Origin of the sequence: Actinomycetospora endophytica, assembly GCF_021026375.1 — a bacterium.
Lineage (GTDB): Bacteria > Actinomycetota > Actinomycetes > Mycobacteriales > Pseudonocardiaceae > Actinomycetospora > Actinomycetospora endophytica.
In genome coordinates, this window is the sequence record NZ_JAJNDB010000007.1 from 1 (window position 1) to 21,270 (window position 21,270).

The following is a 21,270-nucleotide window of genomic DNA, read 5'->3' on the forward strand; positions in this document are numbered from 1 at the left end:
AGGCGTTGTCGGCGATCGTGATCCGGAACCGGTACGGGAACGCCTCACACAGATGCGCATGCAACCGCTGCACACACGGACCCAGCCCCCGCTCCTCATTGAAGACCGGAACCACGACATCGAGCACCGGGGGCGGCTCGGGGTCGACGTCGGCGGCGGAGGGCTGGTGCTGGGGAGCGAGGCAAGCCTTCCGGCTGTCTGTGAGCACCCGATCACGATCGGTGAGCGACGTTGATCGTGGCTGGGACGAACCTGTGTGCTGGATATGCCCCGGCGTGTCGGGTGTGGCGGTGGTCACGTCCCGCTCAGACGGTGCGGTGCAGGGTCGTGCCGGACACGGTGAGGGCGACCGTGAGCGGGGGAGCCGGCTCGGGGTGGCAGGCCTCGTCGAGCGACTCGTACAGCGCGAGCAGGTGTCCCAGACCCACGAGCTGGGTCAGGCTCACCGCGGGACGGCCGGCGTCGACGACGAGACGCATCGGCGCCCCGCCGTCGGCGACGACGTCCCACGCGCACCCGACGACGCCGGCGTAGGACGCGGCCGTCAGGCGGTCGCCGCCGGTCAGGTCGAGCACCACGGTGCCCGCCCCTTTGGCCACGTGGCTGCGCACCCTGCGCCGCAGTTCTCCGACGGTCTCGGCGTCGATCGGTCCGGACACGGCGAACACGCTCAGCCGGCGACTGATCCCGATGTGCAGGGTCGAGTGCCGGGCGGGGATCGTCGGAGCGTTGCGCGGAGCGCCTGCCGGAATCGTCGTGGCCATGGCCCCACGGTCACCGGGTTCCCGGGGAGCCGGCCCAGCCGCGTCTAGGCGTTGCCTGTGCATCGACACGCGAGGAGCAACCTCGGCGTCCGACCGTCCTACCAGCGCATATGGCCGCCGTGAGGCGTCAGAGCAGGGACGCGTCCAACCCGCCGTCGAGCACGAGACCGCTGCCGTTGCAGAAGGCGGAGCGGTCGGACGCGAGGAACAGCACCGCGTCCGCGACCTCCTCCGGGGTGCCGTACCGGCCCTGCTTCTGGGCGATGAGGCCGTCGAAGCCCCCGTCCGGCAGCCCGAGCAGCTGCTCGAAGACCGGCGCGGCCGCGGTGACCAGATCGGTCCCGACGAAGCCGGGCAGCACCGCGTTCACCCGCACGCCCTGATCACGGAGCTCGGTGGCGGCGGTCTTGGTCAGGTTGACGACGCCGGCCTTCGCCGCGGCGTAGTGCCCGATCAGCGGCGATCCCGTCGTCGCGGTGACCGACGCCAGGTTCACGATGCTGCCGCCACCGGAGGCGATGATCGCCGGCGCGGCGTAGCGTAGGGACAGGAAGACGCCGTCGAGGTTCACCTCGAGCACCGAGCGCCACGCGGCGAGGTCCATCGCCAGCAGCGGGCACGGGGTGCCGACGCCGGCGTTGGGAACCATCACGTGCAGCGCGCCGCACTCGGACACCGTCCGCTCGATCAGCGCCTGCACCTGGCCCTCGTCGCGGACGTCGCACGGGATCGCCCGGGCGCCGGGCAGCCCGGCGGCGACCTTCTCGGCGGCGCCGGCGTCGATGTCGGACACCACGACGGTCGCGCCCTCCTCGGCGAACCGGCCGGCGATGGCCGCCCCGAGTCCCTTGCCCGCTCCGGTGACGACGGCGACCCTGCCGTCGAGCTGACCAGCCATGACGTCCTCCTGCATGCACCCCCGGAGCCCGTTCTCCGGGGGCGCATGCCTACCACGTCAGTAGCGCAGTCCGGCTTCACGCATGAGTGGCATGACGGCCTCGCCGAAGTGGTCGATCTCCTCGTTGTAATCGAGGAAACCCATGATCATGCCTTCCATGCCGGCGTCGGAGAGCTGCTGGAAACCGTCGACGACCTGCTCCGGGGTGCCGACGAGCGGCTGGCCCGCCCACCCGGCGATGAAGCGCTCCTGGAACTTCTCGATCTGCTCGTTGAACGACTCGCTCTCCATCCCGATGATGCTCATCAGGTGGCGGGCACCGGGCCAGTCGCCCTTGTCGATGATCTCCTGGTGCACCCGCTTGGCCTCGGCCTCGGTGTCCCGGCAGACGACCAGGCCGTAGGTCATCGTGCTGATCTCGCGGAGGTAGTCGTCCTTCGCCTTCTTCTTGATCGCCCGGGTGTAGTCGGGCATCTTCTCCATGTCGAGCGACGCGAAGTTGATGTCGACGTACTTCGCCGAGAAGTCGGTCCCCGCGGGGGAGTTGCCGGCGTTGATCAGTACCGGGCGCGGGTTCTGCGCGGGCTTCGGCTCGGACTCGCAGTTCGAGGACTGGAAGTACTTCCCGCCGAAGTCGAACTCGCCCTCGGCGGTCCAGAGCTTCTCGACGAACTCGAGCCATTCGCCGCCGTACTGGTAGCGCTCGTCGTGCTCGAGCTGCTTCGGGTTGAACATCTCCATCTCGGGGGTGAACCAGCCCATGACCAGGTTCATCCCGTAGCGACCGTTCGAGATGTGGTCGATGGTCGTGGCCATGTTCGCGGCGACGATCGGGTGCACGGTCGGGATGTGGGTCGTTGTGAAGATCGTGATCTGCTCGGTGGCCTCGGCGAGGCCGGCCGCCCAGGTGAAGGTCTCGAAGTTGGTGCCGTTGAAGTTGACGTTCCCGCCGAACCCCTTCCAGCGGGCGACCGGGACCATGGCCTCCATCCCGAGCCGGTCGGCCTTCTGCGCGATCGAGCGCGTGTGGTCCCAGGTGATCTCGTAGGTGGTCGGCGCGTCGGTCATGCACAGGCCGCCGGAACAGTTGGACCCGAACAGCCCCAGCTTCATCCTCTGGTCGTTGAAGATCGAGGGCTTGCCGTTCTCACGAGGGTGCTTGAGCGGAATCTCCTGCTCGCGGCCGCGGGTGATGGTCTGGACCATGGCCTGAACCTCCAGCGTCGTCGATGGTCGCGAAACCGGCGCCCTCGCTCGCGGCATTCGCGGAGCGGGACGAATCCCGGGCGCCGTGATCGGGACCACGCTAGGCAGGCGACGATGCGGCCGACCATCCGCGAGGCGAAGGCGTGCATCCGATACGCGCAGCCGTCCCGGTGATCTCTCAGCCGTTGCGCAGCGTGCGGGACGGCAGTTCGCCGTACTTGTGGCGGTACTGCTCGGAGAACCGGCCCTGGTGCAGGAATCCCCAGGCCGCGGCGCACTCGGTCACCGAGGTGCTCGAGGGATCCCCGGTCACGAGCTCGGCGTGCACCCGGGACAGCCGCTGGTCGCGGACGTACTCGCTGGGGGTCATGCCGACGTTGCGGGCGAAGGTGACCTGCAGGGTGCGGGTGGAGACCCCGAGCCGCTTCGCGAGCTGGGGGATGCTGAACGGCTCGCCGGCGTGGGTCTCGATGAACTCGAGGGCCTGGCGGACCAGGGTCGGCCGATCCTCGGCCCGCGGGGCGTGCAGGGCGTCGGTGTACTGGTGGCGGACACCGTGCAGCAGCGCGGTCATCACGTAGGTCTCGAGCTGGGCCCGTGCCAGGGGCGAGTCGCTGATCCCGCCGGGCCGGTCGATCTCGGTCTGCAGGAAGCGCACCGCGGCCATCAGCGCGGCGCCCGGGCCGTCGGAGAGATCCATGGAGATGTCGAAGTCCAGCGGATCGGTCACGGGCCGGCCGATCAGCCCTCCGAGGTGCTCCTCGAGGGGACCGCGGGGGAACTTCATGGCGAACTGGACGGCCTCGGGGCTCCAGGTCACCGTCGAGTCCTCGGTGGGCAGGAGCACCGCTCCGCTGCGCCCGGCCTCGGTGACCGCGCGTTCCCTCCCCGCGCGGCGCGTGACCTCGGTGCGGCCGTTCAGGGTCAGGTTGACGTGGTAGCAGTGCTCGAGCGGTGGCAGGTCCAGCGAGGCGTTCGCCCCGTAGACCAGGTAGCCCAGCGTCAACCGCTCGGACGCGATGCTGTTGAGCCGGGCGTCCAGGGGGCGGCCGCCGAGCGAGTCGAGCTCGTGGGGGACGTAGACGTCGGTGACGACGTGCTGCGCCTCGTCGACGTCGGCGGTCTCCATGACGGCGTGCGCGGCCAGCGGCTCGTGCGCACGAGCGGCGCGATCACTCGTCGTCGTGCTGGGTGCGCCCACGCTGCTGACCTCTCGACCCCGGTCGGACCGTGTCGTGGGCCACAGTGACACGTATACGATACGCAGGCAAACCGATGTTCGGCCACGGCGATGTGATGGCGGAACGTCATGCGGTTCGTCCGGAAGGGTGACCGGGTTGCATGCGATCCGTCGGAGCGGACGATCATGAGTGTGTCAGCACGAGACGTCACGGCGGCGGCTCCGAGCCCGCTCCCACGGGCCGACCGGGCCACGGCCCCGGAGTCCGGGGCGCGGTCGGTGGCGTACCGGCGGATCCGCGACGACATCGTCGAGGGGTCGCTCCCGCCCGGACGGTGGGTCCGCGAAGGTCCGCTCGCCGACCAGCTCGGCGTCAGCCGGACGCCCGTCCGCGAGGCCCTCAACGCGCTGGCCGCCGAGGGCCTGGTGGAGATCGTGCGGCACCGCGGCGCGCGGGTGTGCTCCTGGACGGTGCGTGACGTCGACGAGGTCTACCGGCTGCGGGCGATGCTCGAGGGCGAGGGCGCCCGGCTCGCGGTGACCCGTGCCGACACCGCCGCCCTGCGGGCGCTGCGTGATCAGGACCGGCGCTTCGAGCGGGCCGCGACCGAGCTCTCCGGTCTCCGGGCGGCGGGCCACGGCGGATCCGAGGCGGCCGACGCGGCGCTGAGCGACGCGGTCGAGGCGAACGGGGCGCTGCACCGGGGCGTGCTCGAAGCCGCCGACAGCCCCCGGCTGCTCGCGCTGCTCAGCTCGCTGTCGTCGTCACCGCGGGTGCGCCAGGCGTTCCACCACTACACCGACGCCGACCTGGCCCGCAGCATCTCCGGGCACCACGACATCGTGCTCGGCATCGAACGTGGCGACGAGGCCCTGGCCGAGTCGGCGATGCGGTCCCACATCCTCGGCGCCCGCCACGCCGCTGCCCGGAGTGCGAGCGACGCCGACCTCTGAGCGCGGGCCGGAGCCGGGCTGCGCAAATCGGCCGGTGCGGTGCGCGAGACGGATGGGGCGGGGCCGTGCTGCTTCCTAGCCTCGGTCGGGAGACGCCGTCGTCGTAGGGGATCCGGGGAGCATCTGATGTCCGTGTCGAGCGACCACCCGGCGCGTCCCCGGTTGTTGGGCCTGGTCGGGTCCCCGTCGCCGGGCGGTCGCAGCCTGACCGCGGTGCGCGCTCTGCTCGCGGGCGCTGCCGCCGAGGGCGCCGAGGTCGAGGTCCTCGAACTGGCCGACGGCCCCGACCCGGAGAAGATCCAGCAGGCGTTCGAGGTCGCCGACGGCATCGCGTTCGCCACCCCCACCTACCGGGCGCGCTCGAGCAGCCTGATCAAGGCGGTCCTGGAGAACACCGAGCGCGGCATCGTCGGCGACACCCGGTCACCGCTGCTCGGCAAGGCCGCGGCGATCGTGCACACCGGCGCCACCGCCCACCACTTCCTGGCCGTCGACGACCTGCGCGACGTCCTCGCCGGGTTCTTCGCCGCCCAGGTGCTCGCTCCCGGGCTGTACTTCGAGGGCGCCGACTACGACGAACCCACGGTGCTCGGGGAGTCCGCCCAGCAGCTCGCCGAGGCCCACGGCCGCGCATTCGCCCAGTTCACCGCGGGCGTCCGCGCCGCGCCGGCCGTCCGTGCCCTGAAGCCCCTCCTGTAGCGCCCTCCTGTAGCGACACCGAGGAAGTGAGTCCCGTGGCCGATCTCGAACAGTTCCGGATGCTCATCGGCGGCAAAGCCGTCGACGCGATATCCGGCCGCACCTTCGAGTCCCAGAATCCGTACACCGGGGAGAACTGGGCGAGCATCCCCGACGGCGGGCCCGAGGACGTGGACAGCGCCGTCGCGGCGGCCAGGTCCGCGTTCGACGGCGAGTGGGGGCAGATGACCGGGTTCGCCCGGGCCGCCTGCATCCGCCGGCTCGGCGACCTGGTCACCGCGAACGCCGAGAAGCTGGCCCGCCAGGAGGTCAACGACTCCGGCAAGCTCTACCGCGAGATGCTCGGGCAGCTCAACGGGCTCGGCGGCTGGTACCACTACTTCGCCGGGCTGGCCGACAAGATCGAGGGCCAGCAGATCCCGTCGCCGAACCCGAACTACCTCGTCTACACCCGGCGGGAGCCGGTCGGCGTCGTCGCGGCGATCACCCCCTGGAACTCGCCGCTGCTGCTGATGACCTTCAAGCTCGCCCCGCTGCTCGCGGCCGGGTGCACCGTCGTCATCAAGCCCTCCGAGCACGCGCCCGCGTCCACCCTCGGGTTCGCCGACCTGATCGCCGAGGCCGGGATCCCGGCCGGGGTGGTCAACGTCGTCACCGGCCTGTCCCGCGACACCGGCGCCCACCTGGCGTCGCACCCCGGCGTCGACAAGGTCGCGTTCACCGGCTCGACCGCCACCGGCAAGGCCGTCGGCAAGGCCGCGATGGAGAACCTCAACGCGGTCACCCTCGAGCTCGGCGGGAAGTCGCCGCAGGTGGTGTTCCCGGACGCCGACCTGCAGGCCGCCGCCAACGGCCTCGTCGCCGGCGTCTTCGCGGCCACCGGCCAGACCTGCATGGCCGGTTCGCGGCTCGTCGTGCACGCCGACGTCCACGACGAGCTCGTGCGCCTCGTGGCCGAACGGGCCGCGTCGATCAAGCTCGGCGACCCGATGGCCGCCGAGACCGAGATGGGCCCGGTCGCGAACAAGCCGCAGTACGAGAAGGTCCTCGGCTACCTGGCGAAGGCCAAGGAGGAGGGCGCGACGATCGCCTACGGCGGGGTCTCGGAGGAGAGCCTGGGCAGCTACTTCGTGCAGCCGACGGTGCTCTCGGTGAAGCCGACCGACACCGTCTATCGCGAGGAGGTCTTCGGGCCGGTGCTCTCGGCGGTCACGTTCACCGACGAGGACGAGGCGATCAAGCTCGCCAACGACACCCCGTACGGGCTGGCCGGGGCGGTCTGGACGAAGGACGTGCACCGGGCCCACCGGGTGGCCGCGAAGATCCGCGCCGGGTCGGTGTGGATCAACGCGTACCGGGTGCTCGGGCCGAGTGTCCCGTTCGGCGGCTTCAAGGCCTCCGGGCTCGGCCGCGAGAACGGCATCCACGGCATCGACGCCTACCTCGAGGACAAGGCGGTGTGGGTCGAGCTCACCGGCGGCACCCGCGACCCGTTCACGCTCGGGTAGGTGCGCTTCGCGCTCGTGCGCACCAATTGACGCTATAGCCTCAATTGGTGCTCACAGGCGCGACAGCGCACCAGCTCGAGGTCATCCCTGGATGTCGACGAAGGGCACAAGAGGCCGGCCGGACCGCCCTCCGGCCTGCCTCACGTACTGATGATCACCGGGCTCGTGGGGCACCTACCGTGACCGTGCCCATCAGCGGCGCCTGGTCAGGGCGGGCCAGGGCTCCCTGACGGGTGGCCTTCTCGGGCTCCGACATCGCGCGATTGTCGATGACCTGCTGCTTGGTGGCGTCGTCCCCGCCGACCACGTGGTCGTCCCCGGCGAGGAGGGCCTCGATGCCCTGCTGGGCGACCAGCGTCCGGTCGTTCTTCCAGGAGTTGTCGCCGAACCGCGTGTCGCCCATGCCGGCGTTCGCGTGGAACTCGGAGTCGGTGGCGCCGGGCAGCAGGGCGGTGACGATGATGCCCTCGTCGCGCAGCTCCTCGCGGATGGACTCGGCGAAGGAGAACCCGAAGGCCTTGGTGGGGCCGTACACCGGCTCGTACGGGGTGGGGGTGGTCGCCGAGGTCGAGGAGACGACCAGGATGCGCCGCTCGCCCTGTTGGGTCCGCATCGCCCGGACGACCCGCTTGGCCATGTGGACCAGACCGCTGCAGTTGATCCCGATCATGCGCAGTTCGGCGTCGAGATCGGTCTCGGCGAAGGAGGCGCCGCCGACGCCCACGCCGACGTTGAGGCAGGCCACGGCGATCGGGCGCCCGAGGTCGGCGACGTGGCTCCAGAACGCCTCGACGCCGTCGTAGGTGGCCGCGTCCGCCTGCAGCGGATAGGCCTCGACGCCGTACTCGCGGAGCCGCTCGGCCGAGTCGTGGACCCGCGTGCTCTGGCCGGAGATCGCGACGTCGTAGCCGCGACCCGCCAGCTGCGCGGCCAGTTCGAAGCCGATGCCGGCGGAGCCGCCGGTCACCATCGCCAGGGGGCGTTGAGTGCTCATCGCAGGATGGCGTACCCGCACACCGCGCGAGCCGACACGACTCGTCGTCGGGGTGGGCCCACGGCGCCCGCTCCGTGCCCGGGCGGCGGGCACAGAGACGGGACGGGCGCCGGGGGCGCTCGGAATCCGCGGGTTACCAGGCGTGCACCGGACGCCGTGTTGTGCGGTCTCGGCGCCAGCCGCCGCCGGCCGGTGAACTGGCGCAGACCCACGGCTGTCGCCATGAAAGCGGTGGTTTCGCGTGGGTTTCCCGTGATCATCCGAGCACGGGACCACGGGCCGGGGGACGGGATCTTCTCTTCCGATCACGCCGTGGCCGGGCCGCAGCTCCGTGCCCGTCTTTGTACATCTGCTTCGCTCAGCGGACAATTGCTCGCCGGTCGCGATCGGGTGTCGGCACGGCAACGGGCCGGGCCGGAGCAATCCGGCGAAGATCCCGAGGCCGGCGATCAGGGTCGGGAGAAGGACCGGCCGACATGGCCGATCGAGGCGTGGAACCCGCGCGCGGCGGAGTTCGCTGCGCCCAACGCCGAACGCAGGGACTCGAGTTGCTCGCGGGCCACCTGGAGACGCTCGCTCGGGTCGGTGCCCATGTCGTCGCGGAGCTCGGACTCGCTCTCTAGCCGCGCGACCTCCCCCGAGACGACGCTGACCGCACCGTCGAGCTGATCGGTGATCGCCGCCAGCGCCGCACCCCAGCCGTAGAGCTCCCGGGGCTCGGGCGTCGGCTCCCGACCCTGGGCGTCGGAGGCGGACTCCAGCGTCCGTAGCACCGTCGCCAGCGCCTGCTGCTCCATCCGACCGACGCTACGGATCTTGGCGCGGGAAGCAACCTCTCCGCGGAGGCGGCCGCGTGACGATGTTGCACATCGACCCGGAGTCGTGGGTCCCGCCCTTCGAGCAGCTCCGCACCCAGATCTCCGATCAGATCCGCAGCGCCGAGCTGCCCGCGGGACATCGCCTGCCGCCGGTCCGCCGCCTCGCGGCGGACCTCGGACTCGCCGCGAACACCGTCGCGCGTGCCTATCGCGAGCTCGAGCAGGCCGGCATCGCGGAGGGTCGCGGGACCCGCGGCACGTTCGTCGTCGGGCCGCCGTCCGACGACGACGAGCTGCGCGCGGCCGCCGTCCAGTACGCCCGTCGGGCCGCGGAGATCGGCGCGACCCCGGAGGGGGCGCTCGACGTCGTCCGCGCCGCCCTGACCCAGGGGGTGCCCGGTTCCGCGTGAGGTTCAGCCAGGTGTCTCCGGTCAGTGAGTCGTCGGCGGAGAAGGTGGCGACCCTCGCCCCCGCGACGAAGAACCAGAGCCCCGGGCGGAGCGGCGACGACGCAGCCGCCGACCGGTCATGCAGGTCGTGGCACCTGTCGACGCAATCTCCCTGTTCGCAGGGCGGCTCCAGGGCTACGGTGGATCTTGTGGCACGTGGCGACGACAGCGCGAGCTCGTCGAACTACGCGCTGACCTACGTCATCGTGGGTGCCTCCTTGACGGCCATCGCGGCGGGCTCGGGCAGGTCCTCACCAGGGTGGTTGAGCGCGATCCTGTACACGCTCGCGATCGCGCTGCTGCTCGTCGGCCTGATCGAAGGCGTCCGACAGCAGAGACGTGTGCGCGGCGAGCAGCGCGACCGCTGAGCTTCGGCGTCAGCGTCCGGTGACCCCGAAACCGATCGTGCAAGCGGAGCACGACGGAAAATCGGATGCACCTCCACCGTGACGATCAAGAGACTGTCGGCGTACTCGTTCCGCTCTGCGCGATGACCCGCTCGCGGGTCGGCGCCCACGACGCACAGGAAGGCCGATCGTGACCGCGCTCAGCGCCGACGACATCCGCCGCTCGATGATCAACTGCTCGAAGGGCGACACGAAGCGGATGACGATCGGCGACGGCGTCCTGGGCACGGATCTCGACGCGGTCGAGTTCGTGGGCTGGCACGATCCGAAGATGCCCGCGCGGGCGTACCTCCTGACTCGTCACGACGACGTTCTCACCGGCGTCGTGCTCCGGGCCGCCACCGGCGGTGGCAACCGCCGCACCGCGATGTGCGCGCTGTGCCGGACCACCTACACCAACGGGGACGTCTCGCTCTACGCCGCGCGACGTGCGGGTGCCGCAGGCCGCGAGGGCAGCAGCGTCGGTACCTACATCTGTGACGACCTCGCCTGCCCGGTCACCACCCGGTCAGAAGTCGTCCCGAGCCCGACCGCGAAGGTCGTACCCGACGTCGGACTGCCGGTCGACGAGCGTGTCGCGGGGCTGCGCACCCGCGTGGACGCCTTCCTGGCCTCTGTCCGTCGCGACGGCTGAGCGGGGCAAGGCCGAGGTCGACTTCGACAGCCGGCGCCGCCTGACGGTGACTCGGTTGTGCCATCGCGGTGGCCTCTCCGGACCCGGCTCCGGACGCAGACACGGCCACGCCGCTCGGCGTCCCTGACCGGAACCCGGGCCAGAACCTGGTGCGGCAACCGAGTCACCGTGACTCGGTTGCCGCATCACGGTTGCCACTCCGGTCACGACCCGCCCACCGAGATCCATTCGTGCGGCCGGATTCCGGCGGGATCACGGTCGGACCGGAAAATGGCTATCCACGGGCTGCGACAGTGAGCGGATGGCTCACGACGTCGCTCTGGTCCTGGGTGGTGGTGGTGCCGCCGGGAATGCGTGGGAGATCGGGATACTCGCGGGTCTGGCCGACGCCGGAGTCGACCTCATCGGGGCCGCCGATCTGGTGGTCGGCACCTCCGCCGGGGCCACCGCCGCCGCGCAGGTGTGCAGCGGCGTCCCGATCGCCGAGTTGTTGGCCGACATTCTCGCCGGGCCCGGCCGGCCGGCCGGACAGCCGGGGGAGCGGCCACCCTCGCTGCCGATGGCGACGGTCTTCGAGCGGATGCGGGCCATCGGCGCTGCCGCCACGTCGGCCGCCGACCTCCACCGCGCGATGGGTGCGTTCGGGCTGGAGAGCGACGCCGTCCTCGGACCTGGCGCGGACCAGCGACGCGCGACCGTCGCCGCCAGGCTGCCCCGCCCCGAATGGCCGGACCGGAAGGTGATCGTCGTGGCCCTCGACGCGCACACCGGCGAGATGGTCGCGCTCGACCGCGACTCCGGCGTCGACCTGGTGGACGCGGTCACCGCGAGCTGCGCGCTGCCCGGTCTGGCCCCCACGGTCGCCGTCAACGGCACCCGCTACATCGACGGCGGCGTGCGGTCCACCGAGAACGCCGACCTCGCCTCGGGCCACGCCACCGTCGTCGTGCTCTCACCGTTGGGCGGCCGCGGCGGCACACCGACCGAGCGGGACTTCGAGGGTCTGCGCCGACCACCCGAGGCGGACCTGTCCGCGCAGGTCGAGGCCCTGCGCGGGGAAGGCAGCCACGTCGAGGTGATCACCCCGGACGCCGGCTCCCGGGCCGCGTCGGGCAGGAACCAGATGGACCCGGCGAGCCGGGGCCCCGCCGCGCACGCCGGCTTCGCCCAGGGCAGGCAGGAGGCGTCCCGCGTCACGCTGGGCTGACGACACGCCGCCGAAGCGGCGCGCTACCCGTCGTCGGGAAGACCGCCGTCGTCGCCGTGGGCGAGGACCGAGAGGAAGCGGATGGGGAGCTCCACCAGCTCCTGCGGACCGTGCAGGCCCTCGCCGTCGAGCTGCAGCGCGTCACCCGGCCGCATCGTGTAGCTCGACTCGCCGTGGGCGTAGACCATGACGCCCTCGAGCATGTACAGCAGCTCGTGCCCGGGGTGCTGGAAGAGCGGGAACTCCTCGCTCTGCTCGGTGAGCGTGACGAGGTGGGCCTCCTGGCGCTTGTGCGGGCCGCGCAGCGAGCCGAGCAGGGTGTAGTCGTGGCCGACCCGGGTGCCGCGGGCGACGATCCGCGGCCCCGACCCGGCGGGCGTGAAGACCGCTTCCCGCTCCATGTCCGCGCCGCGGAAGAACGAGGTCACGGGCACGTCGAGCGCGTCGGCGAGCCGGGCCAGCGTGGTGAGGCTGCACGACGTCTGCGCGTGCTCGATCTTCGACAGCATCGGCTTGGAGATGCCGGTTCGCACCGCCATCTCGGCGAGGGTGGCACCCGACTCCTGGCGGATGCGGCGGACCCGCGCACCGATGGCGCGTTCGAGCTTCCCCTCCTGCGACGGCGGCGTGGCGACCTCCCGGGCCGCCGGTCCGTGATCAGGGCCGGTGTCGTTCATCGCATCTGCCCCGCACCGACATAGGGATGCGGGCTCGTCAGCAGCTCGCCCTCGGCGAATCGGGACAGCCGGAAGTCGGATTCCGGGATGTCGGCGATGCTGCTCTTGCCGTCGACGACGAGATCGGCCACCAACCGCCCCACCGATGGCGAGATCTTGAATCCGTGCCCGGAGAATCCCGCCGCGACGATCAGCCCGTCGACCGGGGTCTCCGAGATCGCGGGATTGAAGTCCGGGGTGACGTCGTAGCAGCCGGCATAGGTCGAGGCGATCGCGGCGTTCTCGAGACCGGGGAACCGGGTCCCGACCTTCTCGACCGCGATGTCGAGGAAGCTCTCGGTGGCCTGGTTGGAATAGCGATCGGGATCGGCGGGCTCGAGCACCGACAGGTCGGAGTTCCCGAAGAGGATCTCCCCGCCGGTCTCCGGGCGGACGTACTGCAGCGAGACCAGGTCGGAGAACACCGGCACCGGGCCGAGGTCCCGACCCGGGTCGATGAGCACGATCTGTTCGCGGTGCACGGTGATCGGCAGCTCGATCCCGTGAGCGGCCAGCAGCGGCACCGACCACGGGCCCGCGGCGAGCACGACCCGATCGGCGTGAATCTCCGAGCTGTCGGCCAACCGCACCCCGCTCACCCGGTCGCCGGTCACGAGGATCTCGGCCACGGTCGTCCCCTGGCGGAGCTGGACACCGGAGCGCCGCGCGGCCGCGGCGAACGCCTGGGCGGTCCGGTAGGCGTCGCCGTGCCCGCCGCGCGGCTCCCAGGCGAACGCGGCGAACGGCTCGAGATCCGCGACCGGCCACAACCGGGCGACCTCGCCGCGGTCGATGTCCTCGGTCCGGACCCCGACGGCGCGCTGGTCGGCCAGCGAGGCCTGCAGCGCGTCGACGTTCTGCGGCCCGACCCCGACCACGTAACCGGTCTGGTGGAACCCGACGTCCGTGCCCAGGACCTCCTCGGCGTTCTCGAAGACGTCCAGAGCTCGAGTGGCCATGGCGGCGAGCGAGGAGACGCCGTAGTGGCAACGGACCACGCCGGACGACTTCCCGGTGCCGCCGTCGCCGACCGTGGCCCGCTCGACGATGACGACGTCGGTGACGCCCCGCTCGGCCAGCGCCCACGCGGCGGCGCACCCCTCGAGGCCGCCGCCGATGATCACGACCTCAGGCATGGGTGTTCCTCCCCGTCGATGGTCCAGCTCCGCTTCGCTTCGTGTTCCCTGGGATCCACTCGGTCCCGGCCAGCGGCACGCGGGCCATCGCGGCGGCCTCGATCGTCAGCGCAACCAGGTCCTCCGGCTCGAGGTGCCGCACGTGGGACTTGCCGCAGGCGCGGGCGATCGTCTGGGCCTCCATCGTCAGGACCCGCAGGTAGTTCGCGAGCTGCTTGCCGGCCCGGACCGGGTCGAGCCGCGCGGCCAGCTCGGGGTCCTGGGTGGTGATGCCGGCCGGGTCGCGGCCGTCCTGGAAGTCGTCGTAGAACCCGGCCGCCGAGCCCAGCGCCTCGTACTCGGCCGCGTACTCCGGCGAGTTGTCGCCCAGGGCGATCAGGGCCGCCGTCCCGATCGCCACCGCGTCCGCCCCGAGCGCCATCGCCTTCGCGACGTCGGCCCCGGTCCGGATGCCCCCGGAGGCGATCAGCTGCACGCCGTGCCGGTGCAGGCCGAGCTCCTGCAGCGCCTGCACGGCCTGCGGGATCGCGGCGAGCGTCGGGATCCCGACGTGCTCGATGAACACGTCCTGGGTCGCGGCGGTGCCGCCCTGCATGCCGTCCACGACGACGACGTCGGCGCCGGCCGCCACCGCGAGCTTGACGTCGTAGTACGTGCGCGTCGCGCCGACCTTGACGTAGACCGGCTTCTCCCAGTCGGTGATCTCGCGCAGCTCGAGGATCTTGATGGCGAGGTCGTCGGGGCCGGTCCAGTCCGGGTGGCGGCAGGCGCTGCGCTGGTCGATGCCCGCGGGCAGCGTGCGCATCCCGGCGACGCGGTCAGAGATCTTCTGGCCGAGCAGCATCCCGCCGCCGCCGGGCTTGGCGCCCTGCCCGAGCACGACCTCGATCGCGTCGGCCTTGCGCAGGTCGGTCGGGTTCATGCCGTACCGGCTGGGCAGGTACTGGTAGACGAGGGTCTTCGACTGGCCGCGCTCCTCGGCGGTCATGCCGCCGTCGCCCGTCGTCGTGCTGGTGCCGACCTCCGAGGCGCCCCGTCCGAGGGCCTCCTTGGCCTGACCGGAGAGCGCGCCGAAGCTCATGCCGGCGATCGTCACCGGGGTGTCGAGGTGCAGCGGGTACTTCGCGTTGCGGCTGCCCAGGACGACGTCGGTGTCGCAGCGCTCGCGGTAGCCCTCGAGGGGGTAGCGGGACATCGAGGCGCCGAGGAAGAGCAGGTCGTCGAAGTGCGGGACGGCGCGCTTGGCGCCCCAGCCGCGGATGTCGTAGACCCCGGTCGCGGCGGCGTGCCGGATGCCGGCGATCGTCGCGCGGTCGAAGGTGGCCGACTCGCGCAGTCCGCGCTCGGCGGGTGAGGGCGTCATCAGTAGCTCCCCGCCTGCTCGGAGTGGAAGTGGTAGAGGCGCCGCGCCGAGCCGTAGCGGCGGAACTCCGTGACGTCGTGCTCGAGGCCTGCGGCCGCGAGGAGCTCGGCGAGCTCGGCGCGGTGCTCGTCGCGCATCGGCTTCTCGACGCAGTCCGCGCCCAGCGCCCCGACCGCGCCACGGACGTAGAGGCGGGCCTCGTAGATCGAGTCGCCGAGGCCGTCGCCGGCGTCGCAGCAGACGACCATGCGCCCGGCCTGGGCCATGAACCCGCTCATCGGCCCGACGGACCCGCCGACGACGATGTCCACGCCCTTCATCGAGATGCCGCAGCGCATGGAGGCGCTGCCGTCGATCACCAGCAGGCCGCCGTGGGCGGTCGCCCCGGCCGACTGCGAGGCGTCGCCGGTGACGCGGACCGTCCCGGACATCATGTTCTCGGCGACGCCGGTGCCCGCGTTGCCGTGGATCGTCACGACGCCGCCGTCGTTCATGCCCGCGGCGTAGTAGCCGACGTGCCCGCGGACGTCGACGCTGATCCCGCTGTCGATGCCGGCGGCGACGGCGTGCGCGCCGGCGGGGGCCAGCACCTCGTAGGCTTTCGACGACGGCGAGTGCAGCTCGGCATTGAGTGCCCGGACCGGCTGGGTGGCGAGGTCGACGGTGATCGCCTCGGTCAACGGGTCCACGCGTAGACCTTTCCGGGCTCGGGCTCGTAGAGGCGGGCAGAGTCGATGCCGGGAAGGCCCGTGAGGGCGCGGAACTCCGAGGCCATCGCCACCCACGCGTCGGTCTCGGCGATGACGGCGGGCTTGCAGGCGATCGGGTCCCGGACGACGGCGAATCCCTGCGCGCTGGTGACGAGCAGGGTGTAGAAGCCGTCGAAGGTCTCCCGCAGCGCCAGCAGCGCCTTCTCGAGGTCCTCGCCCTGCGCCAGGCGCGAGGCGACGAAGCGGGCCCCGACCTCGGAGTCGTTCTCGGAGTCGAACCGCACGCCCTCGCGCTCGAGCTCGCGGCGGATCGTGGCGTGGTTGGAGAACGAGCCGTTGTGCACCAGGCACTGGTCGGGCCCCACCGAGAACGGGTGGCAGCCCTCCGGCGTCACGGCCGACTCGGTGGCCATCCGGGTGTGGGCGAGCGCCTGCCAGCCGGAGGCGCCCGCGACGTCGTAGGTCGTGGCCAGCGCCGCCGGGTGCCCGGTGCCCTTGTAGACCGCGAGGTCCTCGCCGGAACCGACCACGGTCGCCGTCGGGAAGGCCGTCGTCACCCGCGCGACCAGGTCGTCGACGCCGATCGGGGCCGCGATGATCGTGGTGTCACCGGCGGCGGTGACCTGGGTGCCGAGACCGCTCGGGTCGGCGTCCGGGGGGAGCAGCACCGAGACCGCGGCGTGGCCCTCGGGGACGCGGCGGGTGTCGCCGTAGACCGCGACGCCGGCCGAGTCGGGGCCGCGTTCGACGACGCCGTCCAGCATCGACGCCATCAGCCGGCCGAGCCGGGGGTAGAGGTCCGGATCCCGGAGATGGAGTCCGACGATTCCGCACATGGGTGAAGGCCCTCCTTCGTCGGGCCATGTGAGTGGATGTGGTCGCCATGACGACCACATCCGCTCACATGGGCGCAGCCCTAGAACGCGGTCAGGTAGCGGTCGTGCTCCCAGGCGCCGACCGTGGCGTGCCAGTCGAAGAACTCGTCGCGCTTCGCGTTGGCGAAGTACTCGGCCACGCCCGGGCCGGCGGCGTCGAGGGCGGCGCTGACCACGGGGTCCGCCGTCAGGGCCTCGACGGCGTGGAGCAGCGTCGGCGGGAGCTCGGGTCGCCCGCCCGGGCCGGCGGCACCGGGGTCGATCTCGCGGTCGATGCCGTCGAGCCCCGCCCCGAGCGCCACCGCGAGCGCGAGGTAGGGGTTCGCCGCGCCGTCGCCCCCGCGGAGCTCGACGCGGTTCCCGTCCGGGATGCGCACGTAGTGGGTGCGGTCGTTGCCGCCGTAGGTCGGGCGGTTCGGCGACCACGTGGCCCCGGAGCGGGTCGACGTCGCGCCGGTGCGCTTGTAGGAGTTCACGGTCGGCGCGAGGACGGCCTGCATGCCCGGCGCGTGCTCGAGGATGCCGCCGAGGAAGCGGTAGGCCAGCTCGGAGAGCCCGAAGCCGCGCGGGTCCTCGCCGTCGGGGAAGCGGCTGCTGCCGTCGCGCCACAGCGAGAGATGCAGGTGCATGCCGGAGCCGGTGCGGTCGGCGAACGGCTTGGGCATGAACGTGGCGGTCATGCCGCGCTGCTCGGCGAGCACCGAGATGAGGTACCGGGCGGTGATCACGCGGTCGGCCGTGGTCAGGGCGTCCGCGTAGGCGAAGTTCTGCTCGAACTGCCCGTTGGCGTCCTCGTGGTCGTTGGCGTAGTTGCCCCACCCGAGGGCGTTCATCGCCGTCGAGATCCCGGTGAGGTGGTCGTACATCCGGGTCAGGCCGCGGGCGTCGTAGCAGGGACGCGCCTCGGTGTCCTTGACGTCGGCCGGGGTCAGCGTGCCGTCGTCATCCCGCCGGACCAGGAAGTACTCGATCTCGGCGCCGGCGAACAGCTCGATCTGACGGTCGGCGGCCGCGGCCAGCATCCGCTTGAGTATCACCCGCGGGGCGAAGGGCCAGGGCTCGCCCTCGACGTGCGGGTCGCAGTGCACCAGCGCGAGGCCGTCGCGGACCCACGGCAGCGGGGTGTAGCTGGCGAGGTCCGGGAGGACGATCAGGTCCGGATCGCTCGGCTGCTGGCCGATCGCTCCCACCGCGTAGCCGGCGAAGCCGACGCCCTCGTGCTGCAGCTCGTCCGCGAACTCGACGGGCACGAGCTTCGCGCACGGCTTGCCGGTGAGGTCGACGAACATCGCGAGGAGGAAGCGGACGCCGTCGGCCCGGGCGAGCTCGGCCAGCGACGGTTCGGACAGGGGGCTCGTGGTGGGGCCCGGCTGGGGCGGCACCACGGGAGAGGCGTCGGTCGTCATCGTGGATCCCTTCGGCTCTTGATGTGAAACCTAATCTCTTCCGAGGAGATTCGGAAGAGGTCGCAGCCGACCAGGGACAGGTGACGAGGAGTGTCAGCGCCCCTGTTGCCAGGCCCGGACCCAGGCCCGGCCGTAGTCGTTCCCGTGGGGCGTGCGCAGGACGGTGTGGATGTGGAACTGCTTCGGGGTGTCGTAGTCGAGGAAGACCCCGCAGTGGTGGTCGAGCTCCACGATCAGCACCGGTGACTGGAGCCGGTAGTAGAAGACGTCGCCGGGGCGGTGGCCGCCGATCCAGCTGAACCAGGTCTCGTCGAGCGACTCCCGCACCTCCCGCATCCGCGCCGCCCGGGGTCCGGTGGGCAGCAGCGCGACGAAGGCCTCGGCGACGGCCAACGCGAGCTCCTGCGCCTCGGCAGGCATCTCCGCGACGCGGACACCCTCGAACGGGATGACCCGGTTGTCCTGGAACGCGCCCGCGAGGTGGCGCTCGTCGCCCGGGTGCACCCGGTCCGGAGGCATCGCCGGGTCGACCATCTGCTCGTAGACGGTCGCCTCGCGGCGCTGCTGCTCGGGCAGCGCGGCCATGAGGTCGGTCCCGAGCCGGATCTTCTCGGTGTAGGTCTCGACCCCGGCGTGCGGCCCCTCGTCGATCTCGTTCGGCTCGGCGCCGAGGAACACCGGACTGACGACCATCCGATCCTCGACGACCAGGCAGTTGACCGCGCAGTGGTGCCCGAAGAGCTGCCAGCCCCACGGCGCCACCGGGTGCGGCCGCCCGTAGAGGGCGATGTTGTAGCTGAACTCGTTGAGGATGTTCTCGAGGCCGACGACCTCGCCGAGGAAGCCGTTGATCAGCATCATGTCGTGGACCAGCGTGTAGCCCTCCGGGCTCAGCGACGCCGCGACCAGGGCCAGGGCGCGCCGCTGGACCTCGGCCGGCTGGAACTCCAGCCGGACCCCGGTGTCGAACTGCAGGAACTCGGGGTTGGCCCAGGTCTGCCACTCGACGGCGTCGACGGCGTGGTTCAGCCTCGCGCGGCCGGCCTCGTCGAGCGCGTCCTCCAGCACCAGGGCGGCCTCGATCATCGCGGCGACCGGGGCCTCCTCACCGGGCCGGGCGGGCGTGAACGGGTGCTGGTCCGGGCGGAGCGTCCCTTCCTCGGTGACGCCGCGGAACTCGGCGAGCTGCAGCGGCGCCCAGCCGCGGATGAGGCCGCCGGTGAACGGGTGGGACTTCGCGGCCTCCCGGTACTCGTAGGCGTCGAGTCCCTTGACGTCGTTGATGCGCGCCGAGTCCGGCGGGAACAGGTAGCGGCGGAATTCGGCGGGCACGGGGCTCCTTCGCGGCTCGGCGCCGATCGGTGGGCAGCGTCAGTCGGTGTGGTGGTGGCGGGCCACTGCGGCCCGGACGGCGGCGTCGTCGCCCGCGGTGATCGCGTCGACCAGGTCGACGTGGACCTGCAGCCGGCGGCCGCGGTAGGACCGGGCGTCGTCGGACTCCAGCTGCGGGGAGGTGGTGCCGAGGTGGCCGAGCGTGGCGACGTACACCGCGCGGGCCATCGCGTTGGGGCAGAGCTCCGCGATGCGTTCGTGGAGTGCCCAGGTGGCGCGGACGAAGCCGCCCCAGTCCGCGGCCACCTCCATCGCCCGCAGCCGGCTCCGCAGCTCCGCCGCGTCGGCCTCGCCGCAGCAGCGGGCCGCGCCGAGGTCGATCAGCTCCTCGAGCTGGTTGCGCAGCTCCACGGCGTCGGCGACCTCGGTCGGGCGATTGGCCGCGGCGAGCAGGGTGCGGCGCATCCGCACGACCGGCCCCTGCTCGGCGGCGAACAGGCCGCCGCCCCGGCCGGGCCGGACGACCAGGACACCGCGGTCGGCCAGCAGGCGTACCGCCTCGCTGACGGTCGCGCGGGCGAACCCGGACTCGGTGCGCAGCTCCTCGATCGTGCCCACCGGAGCGCCCGGGGCCAGGGTCCGGATGCGGGCCTCCAGCCGGGCGGCCAGGTGCTCCGCCCGGGTACGGGGGACGACGCCCGCCTCGTGCTGGCGCTCCGCCGGGCCCTCGGTCATAGTGGCCAGTGAAGCATAAGATCATAACCTTTAGAAGGTTTACGAGAGGACGGCATGGCGATCGTGGGGCTGGCCGGTGCGACCGGCGACGTCGAGGTCGCGAGGCTGTCGCCGGACGGGGAGACCGCGACCGTGCTGGGTCCGCTGGCGGAGTTCTGGCGGGACCCGCGGGCGCACCTGGCGTCGCCGGCGCGGGGCAGGCAGGTGTCGGTGCGGTCCGCCGAGGTGGTCCCGCCGGTCCTGCCCGACGCCCGGGTGATCTGCATCGGCCTGAACTACCTCCGCCACCTCGCGGAGGGCTCGTACTCCGGGGAGGCGCTCCCGGAGCACCCGACGCTGTTCGCCCGGTGGAGCCGCTCGCTGACCGTCGGGGGCGCCGCGGTGCCGGTGCCGGCGAACGAGGCCGGGCTCGACTGGGAGGGCGAGGTCGTCGCCTGGGTCGGCGAGCGCCTCGTCGACGCGACCCCCGACGAGGCCCTCGCCGCCGTCGTCGGCTACTCGACCTTCAACGACCTCACCGCGAGGCGGGCCCAGAAGCTGACCTCGCAGTGGATCCTGGGCAAGAACGCCGACCGGTCCGGGCCGCTCGGGCCCATGGTCCCGGCGGACGAGGTGGGCGACCTCCGCGACGGCCTGCGGGTGCGGACCCGGGTCAACGGTGAGGTCGTGCAGGACGCGTCGACCGACGATATGGTCTACCACGTGGGGGACACCCTGGCCCTCGTCTCCGGGACCCTCACCCTCGAGCCCGGCGACCTGCTGGCGACCGGCACCCCGTCGGGGGTGGGCTACGCGCGGACGCCGCCGTGGCTGCTGCAGCCGGGCGACGAGGTCGAGGTGGAGGTCGAGCGCCTGGGCGTCCTGCGGACCCCGATCGTCGGCAACGACCACCGCACCGCCGGGAAGCCCACCCGCCGCGCCGCCCCTGCCTGATCCGCTCAGGCCGTCGGCCGGATCGTCAGGTACTCGATCCGGTCGCCGCGGAAGGTGAACCCGAACGCGAGGTCGACCGGGCTGCCCGGGAAGTCCCCCGCGATCTCGACGACGGCACGCCGGCCGTCACCGGCGATCGGGTCGACACCGCGCACCTCGTAGGTCACCGGCGGCACGCTCGTGCGCCAGGCCCGGATGGCGTCGATGCCCCGGTGGAGGTGGCCTTCGTCCTCGACGATCGCGTCGTCGGCGAACTGGGCGTGGTAGGCCGCGAGGTCGGGAGCAGCGGCGAGGAGGAAGTAGCGCTGGACGAGCGTCTCGGATTCGGTCATGCCGACGACGCTCC

At 72.0% G+C, this 21,270-nt stretch carries 23 protein-coding genes and 1 pseudogene; 8 read left to right on the forward strand and 16 right to left on the reverse strand.

The annotated features are described in order from the left end of the window. The 5 genes and pseudogenes from LQ327_RS35035 to LQ327_RS26295 all read right to left on the reverse strand — a co-directional run. Positions 1 to 298: pseudogene (locus LQ327_RS35035) on the reverse strand (hypothetical protein); the annotation flags it as partial. 7 nt (positions 299 to 305) lie between these two features. Continuing rightward, a complete protein-coding gene (locus tag LQ327_RS26280) occupies positions 306 to 764 on the reverse strand; it encodes an STAS domain-containing protein (protein ID WP_230738779.1) in 459 nt (152 codons plus the stop codon). A gap of 127 nt (positions 765 to 891) precedes the next feature. Continuing rightward, positions 892 to 1,662 carry a glucose 1-dehydrogenase gene (locus tag LQ327_RS26285; protein WP_230738780.1) on the reverse strand — a complete coding sequence of 257 codons (771 nt, stop codon included), beginning with the start codon at positions 1,660 to 1,662 and terminating at the stop codon, positions 892 to 894. A gap of 57 nt (positions 1,663 to 1,719) precedes the next feature. Further along, positions 1,720 to 2,868: an LLM class flavin-dependent oxidoreductase gene (locus tag LQ327_RS26290; protein ID WP_230738781.1), complete on the reverse strand. Its 1,149-nt coding sequence runs from the start codon at positions 2,866 to 2,868 to the stop codon at positions 1,720 to 1,722. A 178-nt stretch (positions 2,869 to 3,046) separates the two neighbouring features. Continuing rightward, on the reverse strand, positions 3,047 to 4,069 hold the full coding sequence (locus tag LQ327_RS26295; protein ID WP_230738782.1) for an AraC family transcriptional regulator: 1,023 nt from the start codon (positions 4,067 to 4,069) through the stop codon (positions 3,047 to 3,049). Between the two features lie 171 nt (positions 4,070 to 4,240). Here LQ327_RS26295 and LQ327_RS26300 point away from each other — a divergent pair, with 171 nt between their 5' ends. From LQ327_RS26300 to LQ327_RS26310, 3 genes are all read left to right on the forward strand, one after another. Further along, on the forward strand, positions 4,241 to 5,002 hold the full coding sequence (locus LQ327_RS26300; RefSeq protein ID WP_230738783.1) for a GntR family transcriptional regulator: 762 nt from the start codon (positions 4,241 to 4,243) through the stop codon (positions 5,000 to 5,002). A 126-nt stretch (positions 5,003 to 5,128) separates the two neighbouring features. Continuing rightward, positions 5,129 to 5,701: an NAD(P)H-dependent oxidoreductase gene (locus LQ327_RS26305; RefSeq protein ID WP_230738784.1), complete on the forward strand. Its 573-nt coding sequence runs from the start codon at positions 5,129 to 5,131 to the stop codon at positions 5,699 to 5,701. 35 nt (positions 5,702 to 5,736) lie between these two features. After that, positions 5,737 to 7,209 carry an aldehyde dehydrogenase gene (locus LQ327_RS26310; RefSeq protein WP_230738785.1) on the forward strand — a complete coding sequence of 491 codons (1,473 nt, stop codon included), beginning with the start codon at positions 5,737 to 5,739 and terminating at the stop codon, positions 7,207 to 7,209. 154 nt (positions 7,210 to 7,363) lie between these two features. Here the strand turns inward: LQ327_RS26310 and LQ327_RS26315 are convergent, their stop codons facing one another. After that, positions 7,364 to 8,203 (reverse strand): SDR family NAD(P)-dependent oxidoreductase, encoded by an 840-nt coding sequence (locus tag LQ327_RS26315; RefSeq protein WP_230738786.1) that lies wholly within the window; start codon positions 8,201 to 8,203, stop codon positions 7,364 to 7,366. A gap of 449 nt (positions 8,204 to 8,652) precedes the next feature. Then, positions 8,653 to 9,000, reverse strand: coding sequence for a hypothetical protein (locus tag LQ327_RS26320; protein ID WP_230738787.1), 348 nt, complete (start codon positions 8,998 to 9,000; stop codon positions 8,653 to 8,655). Between the two features lie 62 nt (positions 9,001 to 9,062). On the opposite strand from LQ327_RS26320, the gene LQ327_RS26325 reads away from it, so the two are divergent. The 4 genes from LQ327_RS26325 (at position 9,063) to LQ327_RS26340 (ending at position 11,718) form a co-directional block, all read left to right on the forward strand. Then, positions 9,063 to 9,431, forward strand: coding sequence for a GntR family transcriptional regulator (locus LQ327_RS26325; protein ID WP_230739255.1), 369 nt, complete (start codon positions 9,063 to 9,065; stop codon positions 9,429 to 9,431). Beyond that, the gene (locus LQ327_RS26330; RefSeq protein WP_230738788.1) at positions 9,428 to 9,838 is read left to right on the forward strand and encodes a hypothetical protein; all 411 of its coding nucleotides are present in this window, start codon (positions 9,428 to 9,430) and stop codon (positions 9,836 to 9,838) included. The genes LQ327_RS26325 and LQ327_RS26330 overlap by 4 nt, the downstream gene beginning before the upstream one ends. Before the next feature lie 169 nt (positions 9,839 to 10,007). Beyond that, positions 10,008 to 10,511, forward strand: coding sequence for an FBP domain-containing protein (locus LQ327_RS26335; protein ID WP_230738789.1), 504 nt, complete (start codon positions 10,008 to 10,010; stop codon positions 10,509 to 10,511). Positions 10,512 to 10,812: 301 nt separating this feature from the next. Beyond that, entirely contained in the window at positions 10,813 to 11,718 is a 906-nt protein-coding gene (locus LQ327_RS26340) for a patatin-like phospholipase family protein (protein ID WP_230738790.1), read from the forward strand. Between the two features lie 23 nt (positions 11,719 to 11,741). Here the strand turns inward: LQ327_RS26340 and LQ327_RS26345 are convergent, their stop codons facing one another. The 8 genes from LQ327_RS26345 to LQ327_RS26380 form a co-directional block, all read right to left on the reverse strand. Further along, positions 11,742 to 12,395: a helix-turn-helix domain-containing protein gene (locus tag LQ327_RS26345; RefSeq protein ID WP_230738791.1), complete on the reverse strand. Its 654-nt coding sequence runs from the start codon at positions 12,393 to 12,395 to the stop codon at positions 11,742 to 11,744. Beyond that, entirely contained in the window at positions 12,392 to 13,570 is a 1,179-nt protein-coding gene (locus LQ327_RS26350) for an NAD(P)/FAD-dependent oxidoreductase (RefSeq protein ID WP_230738792.1), read from the reverse strand. The genes LQ327_RS26345 and LQ327_RS26350 overlap by 4 nt, the downstream gene beginning before the upstream one ends. Then, complete coding sequence (locus LQ327_RS26355; protein WP_230738793.1) at positions 13,563 to 14,933, reverse strand: FMN-binding glutamate synthase family protein; 1,371 nt, start codon at positions 14,931 to 14,933, stop codon at positions 13,563 to 13,565. The genes LQ327_RS26350 and LQ327_RS26355 overlap by 8 nt, the downstream gene beginning before the upstream one ends. Further along, positions 14,933 to 15,622 carry a glutamate synthase gene (locus tag LQ327_RS26360; protein ID WP_230738794.1) on the reverse strand — a complete coding sequence of 230 codons (690 nt, stop codon included), beginning with the start codon at positions 15,620 to 15,622 and terminating at the stop codon, positions 14,933 to 14,935. Before LQ327_RS26360 ends, LQ327_RS26355 begins: the two co-directional genes overlap by 1 nt. Further along, the gene (locus LQ327_RS26365) at positions 15,610 to 16,479 is read right to left on the reverse strand and encodes a class II glutamine amidotransferase domain-containing protein (protein ID WP_230738795.1); all 870 of its coding nucleotides are present in this window, start codon (positions 16,477 to 16,479) and stop codon (positions 15,610 to 15,612) included. The genes LQ327_RS26360 and LQ327_RS26365 overlap by 13 nt, the downstream gene beginning before the upstream one ends. 80 nt (positions 16,480 to 16,559) lie before the next feature. Continuing rightward, complete coding sequence (gene glnT, locus LQ327_RS26370) at positions 16,560 to 17,924, reverse strand: type III glutamate--ammonia ligase (protein WP_230738796.1); 1,365 nt, start codon at positions 17,922 to 17,924, stop codon at positions 16,560 to 16,562. A 93-nt stretch (positions 17,925 to 18,017) separates the two neighbouring features. Beyond that, positions 18,018 to 19,256, reverse strand: a complete 1,239-nt coding sequence (locus LQ327_RS26375) for a DUF3500 domain-containing protein (RefSeq protein ID WP_230738797.1) — start codon at positions 19,254 to 19,256, stop codon at positions 18,018 to 18,020. 39 nt (positions 19,257 to 19,295) lie between these two features. Then, on the reverse strand, positions 19,296 to 19,991 hold the full coding sequence (locus LQ327_RS26380) for a FadR/GntR family transcriptional regulator (RefSeq protein WP_230738798.1): 696 nt from the start codon (positions 19,989 to 19,991) through the stop codon (positions 19,296 to 19,298). 54 nt (positions 19,992 to 20,045) lie between these two features. Between LQ327_RS26380 and LQ327_RS26385 the strand changes: the two genes are divergently transcribed. Continuing rightward, positions 20,046 to 20,924 carry a fumarylacetoacetate hydrolase family protein gene (locus LQ327_RS26385; protein ID WP_230738799.1) on the forward strand — a complete coding sequence of 293 codons (879 nt, stop codon included), beginning with the start codon at positions 20,046 to 20,048 and terminating at the stop codon, positions 20,922 to 20,924. 5 nt (positions 20,925 to 20,929) lie between these two features. On the opposite strand, the gene LQ327_RS26390 is transcribed toward LQ327_RS26385, so the two are convergent. Continuing rightward, on the reverse strand, positions 20,930 to 21,256 hold the full coding sequence (locus LQ327_RS26390; RefSeq protein ID WP_230738800.1) for a nuclear transport factor 2 family protein: 327 nt from the start codon (positions 21,254 to 21,256) through the stop codon (positions 20,930 to 20,932). Positions 21,257 to 21,270 lie beyond the last annotated feature (14 nt).